Origin of the sequence: Streptomyces tendae, from assembly GCF_014650435.1 — a bacterium.
Taxonomy (GTDB): domain Bacteria; phylum Actinomycetota; class Actinomycetes; order Streptomycetales; family Streptomycetaceae; genus Streptomyces; species Streptomyces tendae.
In genome coordinates this window covers 26193-36122 of record NZ_BMUY01000027.1, presented here as the reverse complement: position 1 = coordinate 36122, position 9930 = coordinate 26193, and the positions used below count along the sequence as shown (strand labels likewise).

At 74.1% G+C, this 9930-nt stretch carries 4 protein-coding genes; all 4 read left to right on the top strand.

The genetic code is table 11. The annotated features are described in order from the left end of the window. A partial coding sequence (locus IE258_RS39025) for a condensation domain-containing protein (RefSeq protein ID WP_229892725.1) occupies window positions 1-1557 on the top strand: 1557 nt, incomplete at its 5' end. Beyond that, entirely contained in the window at window positions 1557-8732 is a 7176-nt protein-coding gene (locus IE258_RS39020) for a non-ribosomal peptide synthetase (RefSeq protein ID WP_189750541.1), read from the top strand. The genes IE258_RS39025 and IE258_RS39020, both read left to right, overlap by 1 nt. 64 nt (window positions 8733-8796) lie before the next feature. Continuing rightward, entirely contained in the window at window positions 8797-9015 is a 219-nt protein-coding gene (locus IE258_RS39015; protein ID WP_031035186.1) for an MbtH family protein, read from the top strand. A gap of 100 nt (window positions 9016-9115) precedes the next feature. Further along, window positions 9116-9919, top strand: a complete 804-nt coding sequence (locus IE258_RS39010) for an alpha/beta fold hydrolase (protein ID WP_189750540.1) — start codon at window positions 9116-9118, stop codon at window positions 9917-9919. Window positions 9920-9930 lie beyond the last annotated feature (11 nt).

Below are 9930 nucleotides of genomic sequence, written 5' to 3'. Positions count from 1 at the left end.
ACCGTGGCGGCACTCGCCGAGATCGTCACCGAGACCGACACCACCGTCACGGAGGAACCCGGCGCCGGCATCGGCGACGTACCCCTGACACCGATCATGCGGTGGTTCCTGGAACGCGGCGGTCCGGCCGACCAGTTCAACCAGTCGCGGCTGGTCCAGGTCCCGGCGTCGCTGCGTCTGCCGGACCTCACGGCCGCCCTCGGCGCGCTGCTGGAGCACCACGACGCGCTGCGGGCACGGCTGACGGACGGATCGGAACGCCGACTGGAGATCCGCGGGCCGGGGGCGGTCGAAGCCGGCTCCGTCGTCCGCCGCGTGGACGCCGCCGGTCTGGACGACGACACCCTGCAGGACCTCGTACGCGGGGAGACCGTCGCGGCGCGGGAGCGCCTGGACCTCGGTGCGGGGCGGGTCGTGCAGTCGGTCTGGTTCGACCGCGGGGACACCCGGCCCGGCCTGCTGCTGCTGATCGTCCACCACCTGGTGGTCGACGGGGTCTCCTGGCGGATCCTCGTGCCGGATCTCGCCGAGGCGCACCGTGCCGTGGCGGCGGGACGGCCGGTCGAGCTCCAGCCGGTGGGGACCTCGCTGCGCCGCTGGGCGCAGCGCCTCACGGAGGTGGCGGGTGATCCGGCCCGCACGGCGGAGGCGGACTGGTGGCGGTCGGTTCTGCGGCCCGCGGACCCGCCGCTGGGGCGGCGGCCGCTGGACACGGCGCGGGACACCTACTCCTCCGCCCGCCATCTCACCCTGACCCTGCCGGCGGCGGTGACCGAGCGGTTGCTGACCCGGGTGCCCGCGGTGTTCCGGGCCGAGGTCAACGACGTCCTGCTGGCGGCGTTCGCGCTCGCCTGGGCCCGCCGCGGCGGTGGCCGGGGAGCCGGGGTGCTGCTGGACCTGGAGGGGCACGGGCGCGAGGAGGAGCTGGTCGGCGGTGCGGACCTGTCTCGCACGGTGGGCTGGTTCACCAGCCTGCATCCCGTGCGGGTGGACGCGGGGCCGGCCGACCTCGCCGACGCGTTCGCGGGCGGACCGGCTGCCGGTGCCGTCGTCAAGCGGGTCAAGGAGCAGCTGCGCGAGGTGCCCGAGAAGGGCATCGGGTACGGGCTCGTGCGCCATCTCAACCCGCGCACGGCACCCGGCTTCGCCGGGCTGCCGACACCGCAGGTCGCCTTCAACTACCTCGGCCGGTTCACCACCGCGGGTGTCGAGAACGCGGGCAGTGAGGCGGTCCCCGACTGGACGGTGCTGGCCACCGCGTCCGGCGTCGGCGGCACCGACCCCCGGGTGGCGCTCGCCCACCCGCTGGAGCTCAACGCCCGTACCAACGACGGGCCGCGCGGGCCCGAGCTGTCGGCCACCTGGTCCTGGGCCGGCGGAATCCTCGACGAGGACGAGGTGCGGGAGCTGGCCGAACTGTGGTTCAGGGCGCTCGAGGCGCTCGCCGACCACGCGGAGAACCCGGAGGCGGGCGGGCTGACCGTCTCGGACGTGTCGCTGAGCCTGCTGGACCAGAGCGAGATCGAACTGCTGGAAGACGAGTGGAGGAACCTCTGATGACGAAGCAGTCCGGACTGCAGGACATCCTGCCGCTGGCACCGCTGCAGGAGGGCCTGCTCTTCCACAGCGTGTTCGACGAGAAGGCACCCGACGTCTATCTGGTGCAGCAGGCCATCGACCTGGAGGGCGATCTGGACACGGCGGCGCTGGCCGCCGCCTGCCGGACCCTGCTGCGGCGGCACGCCAATCTGCGCGCGGCCTTCCGCTACCAGGGACTGAAGCGGCCCGTGCAGCTGATCCCGCACCAGGTGGAGCTGCCGTGGGAGGAGACGGATCTGTCCCGCCTCCCCGAGCCGGAGCGGTCGGCGGCCGCGGACCGGCTGCTGGAGGAGGACCGGCTGCGCCGCTTCGACCTGGGCCGTCCACCCCTGATGCGCTTCACGCTGATGCGTCTCGGGGACGGCCGGTACCGCTTCGTGCTGACCAACCACCACATCCTGCTCGACGGCTGGTCGCGTCCCATGCTGGTGCGGGAGCTCCTGGCGCTCTACCGGACGAAGGGCGACGACAGCGCGCTGCCACGGGTCCGCCCCTTCCGTGACTACCTCCAGTGGCTCGCCGGGCAGGACCGGGACAGCGCGGTCGCCGCCTGGCGGGAGGTGCTCGCCGGACTGGACGGGCCCACCCTGGTCGCCCCGCAGGCGGGCGAGCGGACGCCGGTGGTGCCCGGCCGCCTGGAGACGGAGCTGGCCGACGCCGACCACGCGGCGCTGACCAGGCTGGCCAGGGAACGCTCCCTCACCCTCAACTCCCTGGTGCAGGGCGCCTGGGCGGTGGTCCTGAGCGGGCTCACGGGACGGGACGACGTGGTGTTCGGCACGACCGTCTCCGGGCGGCCGCCGGAGGTCGCCGGGATCGAGACCATGGTGGGGATGTTCATCAACACCCTGCCCGTGCGGGTGCGGTTGCGGCCCGACGAGCCGTTCCTGGACGCCGTGCGCCGCACCCAGGACGAACAGACCCGGCTCCAGTCGCACCAGCAACTGGGCCTGGCCGAGGTGCAGCGGCTGGCGGGCGAGGGCGAACTCTTCGACACCACCATGGTGTTCGAGAACTATCCGGTCGACATCGGCGCCGAGCGGGACGAGCCCGGCGGCATCGGCGGGGTGACCGTCACCGGCACCCGCAACCGGGACGCCACCCACTATCCGCTGGCGCTGGTGGCCGTGGGCCGCGACGGGCTGCGGCTGCGTCTCGACCACCAGCCCGACCTGGTACCGCCGGCGGCGGCCCGGGCCGTCCTGGAGCGGTTGGTGCGCGTCCTGCGCAGGGCGGCCGCGGAGCCGCACCGCACCGTCGGACAGCTTGAGCTGCTCTCCGCCGAGGAGCGCGGCGCCGTGCTGTCCCTCGGCCGTGGCACGGACACGGGCCCCGCCGACGCGACGCTGCCCGCGGCCTTCCGGGCCCAGGCCGCGCGCACTCCGCACGCGGATGCCGTCCGCTGCGGTACGACCGTGCTGGACTACGCCGAACTCGACGCCCGGTCCGACCGGCTGGCGCGTTCCCTGGTGGCGCACGGGGTGGGGGCCGAGACCCCGGTGGGGCTCCTGATGGACCGCTCCGAGCATCTGGTCGTCGCGCTGCTGGCCGTGCTCAAGGCGGGCGGCGCCTATGTGCCGCTCCGGCAGGGCGATCCGCTCGACCGGCTGCGGCAGGTCACCGCCCTGGCCGGCGTCTGCCACGTCCTCACCGACGCGGAACACGCGCCCCGGGCGCAGGAGCTGGGCGTGACCACCGTGCGGGCCGACGCGACGGACGCCCCGGCCGGGGGTGCCGCACTGCCCTCCGGCCCCGGGCACGCCGACCGGCTGGCCTACGTGATGCACACCTCCGGCTCGACCGGGATGCCCAAGGGGGTGGCCGTCACCCACCGGGACGTGGTCGAGCTGGCCCGCGACCGGTCCTTCGCCGGCGGCGCCCACGCCCGCGTGCTGGTCCACTCCCCGCACGCCTTCGACGCCTCCACGTACGAGGTGTGGGTGCCCCTGCTGTCCGGCGGGACCGCCGTCGTCGCCCCGCCGGGAGACCTGGACGCGGACACCCTGGGCAAGGTGCTGACCGAGCACGAGGTGACCGGGCTGTGGCTGACCTCCGGGCTCTTCCAGCTCGTCGCCGACGAGGCGCCCCACCACCTGGCGGGGGTACGGGAGGTGTGGACGGGCGGCGACGTCGTCCCGGCGGCCGCGGTCCGCCGGGTCCGGGAGGCATGCCCCGGCACGGTGGTCGTCGACGGGTACGGGCCCACCGAGACCACCACGTTCGCGGTGCGCCACCGCATCCCGGCCGACGCCCCGGTGCCGGACACCGTGCCCATCGGCACGCCGCTGGACAACACGCGGCTGCTCGTCCTCGACACCGCCCTGCGCCCCACCGCCCGGGGCGTCGCGGGTGAGCTGTACCTCGCGGGGGCGGGGCTCGCCCGCGGCTACTGGCGGCGGCCGGGCCTCACCGCGGAGCGGTTCGTCGCCGATCCCCACGGCCCGGCGGGCACCCGCATGTACCGCACCGGCGACCTCGTACGGTGGACGCCGGACGGCACCCTCGAGTACCTGGGGCGCGCCGACGAGCAGGTCAAGATCCGCGGGTTCCGCATCGAACCGGGCGAGATCGAGGCCGTGCTGGGCCGCCACTCCGAGGTCGCCCAGGCCGTCGTCACGGTGCGTGAGCCGCGCCCCGGCGACAAGCGGCTGGTGGCGCACCTCGTGGCGGAGCAGGGCAGCGACCCGACGCCCGCCTCCCTGCGGGCCCACCTCGCCGCCGAACTGCCCGACTACATGGTCCCGTCGGTCTATGTGACCCTCGACGCGCTGCCCCTGACCGGCAACGGCAAGATCGACCGCAGGGCGCTGCCGGTGCCCGACCTCACCACCGCCGACGCCACCGTCGAGAGCCGGGCTCCGCGCACCCCGCGGGAGGAGATCCTGTGCGGCCTCTTCGCCGAGCTCCTCGGCATGCCGCGGGTCGGCGTCGACGACGACTTCTTCGCCCTCGGCGGGCACTCGCTGCTCGCCACCCGGCTCGTGGGCCGGATCCGCGCGGTCCTCGACGCGGAACTGACCGTGCGGCAGCTGTTCGACGCGCCGACGGTGGCGGCCCTGTCCCGCGCCCTCGACACCGCGGGTGCGGCCCGTCCGGCCCTGCGTCCGGCCGAGCCCCGCCCGGAGCGCGTCCCGGCCTCCCCCGCGCAGCGCCGGCTGTGGTTCCTGCACCGGTTCGAGGGCCCGAGCCCGACGTACAACATCCCCTTCGCGCTGCGGCTCTCGGGCGACCTGGACCGGTCGGCGCTGCGGGCCGCGCTGGCCGACCTGACGGACCGGCACGAGAGCCTGCGGACGGTGTTCGCCGAGGACGCCGAGGGACCCCGGCAGATCGTGCGGCCGGCCGCCGAGGCCCGGCCGGAGCTGACCGTCGTCCCGTCGGTGCCGTCGGACGGCCTGGAGGCGGAGATCACCCGGGCGGCCTCGCACTCCTTCGACCTCGCGGCCGAGATCCCGCTGCGGGCCTGGCTGTTCGAGACGGGCGAGCGGGAACAGGTGCTGCTCCTGCTGGTCCACCACATCGCCGGCGACGGCTGGTCGGTGCCCCTGCTCGCCCGTGATCTGACCACCGCGTACACGGCCCGTCTCGGGCAGCGCGCGCCGGAGTGGCGCCCGCTGCCCGTCCAGTACCCCGACTACACCTTGTGGCAGCGCGAGGCGCTGGGCTCGGAGGACGACCCCGACAGCCCCGCCGCTCGGCAACTCGCCTACTGGCGTGACGCTTTGGCGGGACTGCCGGAAGAGCTGGCGCTGCCCGCCGACCGGCCGCGTCCGGCGACCGCCGGGGGGCGGGGCGGCCGGGTGCTCTACGAGGTGCCCGAGGAGCTGCACGCCCGCATCGTGACCGTGGCGCGGACCTGCCAGGCCAGCCCCTTCATGGTGGTCCAGGCGGCCGTCGCCGCTCTGCTCACCCGGCTCGGCGCCGGCGAGGACATTCCGCTGGGCACCCCCGTCGCCGGACGCACCGACGACGCCCTCGACGGTCTCGTCGGCTTCTTCGTCAACACCCTGGTGCTGCGCGCCGACACCTCCGGCAATCCCGCCTTCCGTGACCTGGTGGCCCGGGTCCGCGAGACGGACCTGGCGGCGTACGCGCACCAGGACGTGCCCTTCGAGCGGCTCGTGGAGGTGCTCAACCCGAAGCGCTCACCGGCCCGGCACCCGGTCTTCCAGACCATGCTGACCTTCAACAACACGGACCGCCGACCGGGCGACGGCCTGCGTCTGCCCGGCCTGGACGCCGAGTCCCTGTCCGCCGACACCGGCACCGCCAAGTTCGACCTGCTGTTCTCCTTCGCCGAGCGGCACGACGCCGAGGGGCGCCCGGCCGGACTCGGCGCGGGTCTGGAGTTCAGCACCGACCTGTTCGACCCGGACACCGCCGAGGCCCTGGTCGCCCGGCTGCTGCGCCTGCTGGACGCGGTGACGGCGGCACCGGACCGGGCCATCGGTGAGGTGCCTCTCCTCGGCGACGAGGAGCGCGCCCGCGCCCTGTCCGCCTCCCTCGGGCCGGCGCGCGTACCGGCCGGCGGGTCACTGCCGGAGCGCTTCGCGGTGTCGGTCGCGCGGGCCCCGCACGCCGTCGCGGTCGAAACGGCGGAAGGCGCGCTGACGTACGCCGAGCTGAACGCCCGGGCCAACCGGCTGGCCCGGCTGCTCGTCGAGCGGGGGGTGGGGCCGGAGAGCCTGGTCGCGGTGGCCATGCACCGGTCGGCCGAGCTGGTCACCGCGTGTCTGGCGGTCCTCAAGGCGGGCGCCGGCTACCTGCCGGTCGACCCCGAGTACCCGGCGGACCGGATCGCGTACATGCTCGACGACGCGCGGCCGGCCTCCGTCCTGACCACCCGGGACCTCGCCGGCGCGCTGCCCTCCGGGCCGGCCGGGCCGCCGCTCGTGGTGGACGATCCCGCCACCGTGACCCGCCTCGGCTCCCTGTCCGACGCCGACCTCACCGACACCGAGCGGACCTCGCCGGTCGGTCCGGCCCATCCGGCGTACGTGATCTACACGTCCGGCTCGACGGGGCGCCCCAAGGGCGTCACGATGCCGGTGCGCGCGCTGGCCAACCTCCTCGACTGGCACGAGCGGACCCTGCCGGGCGGGCCCGGCACCCGGGTGGCGCAGTTCACCGCGGTGAGCTTCGACGTCTCGGTCCAGGAGATACTCTCCGCGCTGCTGGCCGGCAAGACCCTGGTCGTCTGCCCCGAGGACGTCCGCCGCGATCCGGAGCGGCTGGCCGGGTGGCTGGGAGAGCGGCAGGTCCAGGAACTGTACGCGCCCAACCTGGTCATCGACGCGGTCTGCGAGGCGGCCGTCGCCGCCCGCCTCGATCTGCCCCACCTCACCGACCTGGTGCAGGCCGGGGAAGCGCTGACTCCGCACGGCGCCATGCGCGCCTTCTGCGCCGCCCGGCCCGGCCGCCGCCTCCACAACCACTACGGTCCCGCCGAGACCCACGTGGTGACGGCCCACCGGCTCCCGGCCGACCCGGCCGACTGGGGCCCCTCGGCCCCGCCGATCGGCCGGCCCGTCGACAACACCGCCGTCCGGCTCCTGGACCCGTGGCTGAACCCGGTTCCGCCGGGCGTCCCGGGTGAGCTCTACATCGGCGGGGACGCGCTCGCCCGCGGCTATCTGGGTCGGGCCGGCCGTACCGCCGAACGGTTCGTCGCCGACCCCCACGGTGCGGACGGCGCCCGCATGTACCGCACGGGCGACCTCGCCCGGCTCACCCCCGACGGGCTGCTGGTGTACCTGGGCCGGGCCGACTCGCAGGTCAAGATCCGCGGCTTCCGCATCGAACCCGGTGAGATCGAAGCGGCGCTCACCGCACACGCCTCGGTGGCGCAGGCCGCCGTCGTCGTGCGGGAGGACCGCCCGGGGGATCGCCGGCTGGTCGGCTACGTGGTGGCCGCCCACCAGGAGGCCCCCGACTCCGTGCGGCTGCGCGAGCACCTTTCCGGGCGGCTGCCCGCCCACATGGTGCCGGCCGCGTTCGTCATCCTCGACGCGCTCCCCCTGACCCCCAACGGCAAGCTGGACCGCGCCGCGCTGCCCGTGCCCGAGTACGCGGCGGGCGGCGGGTCGAGGGCGCCCAGGACGCCGGCGGAGCACCGGGTGTGCACGCTCTTCGCCGAAGTGCTGGGCGTCGAACGGGCCGGTGTGGAGGACGACTTCTTCGAGCTGGGCGGGCACTCCTTCCTGGCCGCACGCCTGGTGGCACGGCTGCGCGAGGAGTTCGGCCAGGACCTTCCCGTCCGCACGGTCTTCGACTCCCCCACGCCGGAGGGCGTCGCCGCCGTGCTGACCGGGACGGCCGACGGCGCCCCGGGGCGCTCCTCCGAGAGCCTGCTCGCGCTGCGGGCGCGCGGCACGGCCGCCCCGCTGTTCTGCCTGCACCCGGGCGGCGGCTTCAGCTGGTGCTACGCGGGGCTCGTCCGCCATCTCGGCCCGGACGTCCCGGTCTACGGCATCCAGGCGCGAGGTCTCGACGGGAGCGGCCCGCTGCCCTCGTCCGTGGCGGAGATGACCGCGGAGTACCTCGCTCTGATCCGTTCCGTGCAGCCGAGCGGTCCCTACCGGCTGGCGGGGTGGTCGTTCGGCGGCCTCGTCGCGCACGCGCTGGCGACCGCGCTGCGCGCCGAGGGCGAGGAGGTGTCCCTGCTCGCCCTGCTGGACGCGTATCCGCCGGGCGAGAACGCGGACACCTCGGAGCCGGTCGAGCACGAGGTGGTCGCGCACAATCTGCGGGCCATGGGCTTCGAGTTCGACATGGCCGAGCTCATAGCAGACCAGGAAGGCGTCCTGCGACGTTTCCGGGAGTTCCTGCAGTCGGGTGACCAGGCACTGGCACAGCTGGAGGCCCGGGACATACTCGCACTGAAGGACGTATACGTGAACAATGTCCGGCTCATGCGGAAGTTCACACCGGCATTCTTCGACGGGGACGTGCTCTTCGTCTCCGCCGAGCGGAAATCCGCGGACGACCGGGAGGGCCGCCTGAATGTCAGCTTGTGGCAACCGTTCACGGGTGGTTCGGTCGAGGTGTGCGCCATAGACTCGACGCACGGAAATCTGATGACGGATGCCCGTCATATGGCCCGGATCGGCCAATTCCTCGCGGACCGCCTGTGACCTTTCACGAGATACCCGAAACCCCGTCCCAGAGAAACAGTCAGCGCTGAGAAGGAGCGATGGAATGAGCAGCAATCCCTTCGAGGACCCCGAGGGCACCTACCTGGTCCTGGTCAACGACGAGGGGCAGCACTCGCTGTGGCCGGCGTTCGTCGAGGTGCCCGCCGGCTGGCGGACCGTCCTCGAGGAGAGCAGCCGGGACGCGGCGCTCGAGTACGTCAACACCCAGTGGACCGACATGCGTCCCAAGAGCCTGGTCGACGCGATGGACGGCGCCGCCTGATCCGAGCGCCGCACGACCCGCGGCCCCGGGCGTCCGGGGCGCGGGTCGCCTGCGTGTGCGGGCACGTGCCGCACGACCACCACGAGAGGGGAGAGGCACCATGCCGGTCATTCCCGTGAACGGGATTCGGCTCAGCTACGACGAGGCCGGCACCGGCGACCCGGTGGTGATGATCCAGGGCACCGGCGGCGGCCGTACCGTGTGGCAACTGCACCAGGTACCCGCGCTCACCGCGGCCGGTCTGCGCGTGATCACCCTCGACAACCGGGGCATCCCCCCGTCCTCCGAGTGCCCCGAGGGGTTCACTCTCCAGGACATGGTCGGGGACGTGGCCGGTCTCATCGAGCGTCTGGACCTCGGTCCCACCGCCGTCGTCGGCACGTCCATGGGCGCGTTCGTCGCCCAGGAACTGGCACTGGCGCGTCCCGACCTGGTCAGCCGGGCGGTACTGATGGCCACCCGGGGCCGCACCGACTTCCTGCGCGCCGAGCTGACGCGCACGGAGATCGACCTGTACGACTCGGGGGTGCGGCTCCCCGACCGCTACGCGGCCGTCCTGCGCGCCCTGAAGTCGCTGTCGCCGCGGACGCTCGACGACGACTCGGCCATGGCGGACTGGCTCGACCTGTTCGAGCTGACGTCCGCGCCCGGGCCGGGGCAGCGGGCGCAGATGGAGGTCAGCCGGCTGGCGAACCGGCTGACCGCGTACCGTGACATCCGGGTCCCCTGCCAGGTCATCGCCTTCGCCGACGACCTGGTCACGCCGCCCCGGCTGGGCCGGGAGGTCGCCGACGCCGTCCCCGGCGCCCGCTTCGACCTCGTCGAGGGCTGCGGGCACTACGGCTACCTGGAGGACCCGGAGACGGTGAACAAGTTGCTCGTGCAGTTCCTCACCGGTCCCTGAGGGCCGGCACG

Bases quoted from the DNA above. Each gene is read 5' to 3' on its own strand.
- IE258_RS39020 (WP_189750541.1), top strand. From the start codon at position 1,557: ATGACGAAGCAGTCCGGACTGCAGGACATCCTGCCGCTGGCACCGCTG.
- IE258_RS39010 (WP_189750540.1), top strand. From the start codon at position 9,116: ATGCCGGTCATTCCCGTGAACGGGATTCGGCTCAGCTACGACGAGGCC.
- IE258_RS39015 (WP_031035186.1), top strand. From the start codon at position 8,797: ATGAGCAGCAATCCCTTCGAGGACCCCGAGGGCACCTACCTGGTCCTG.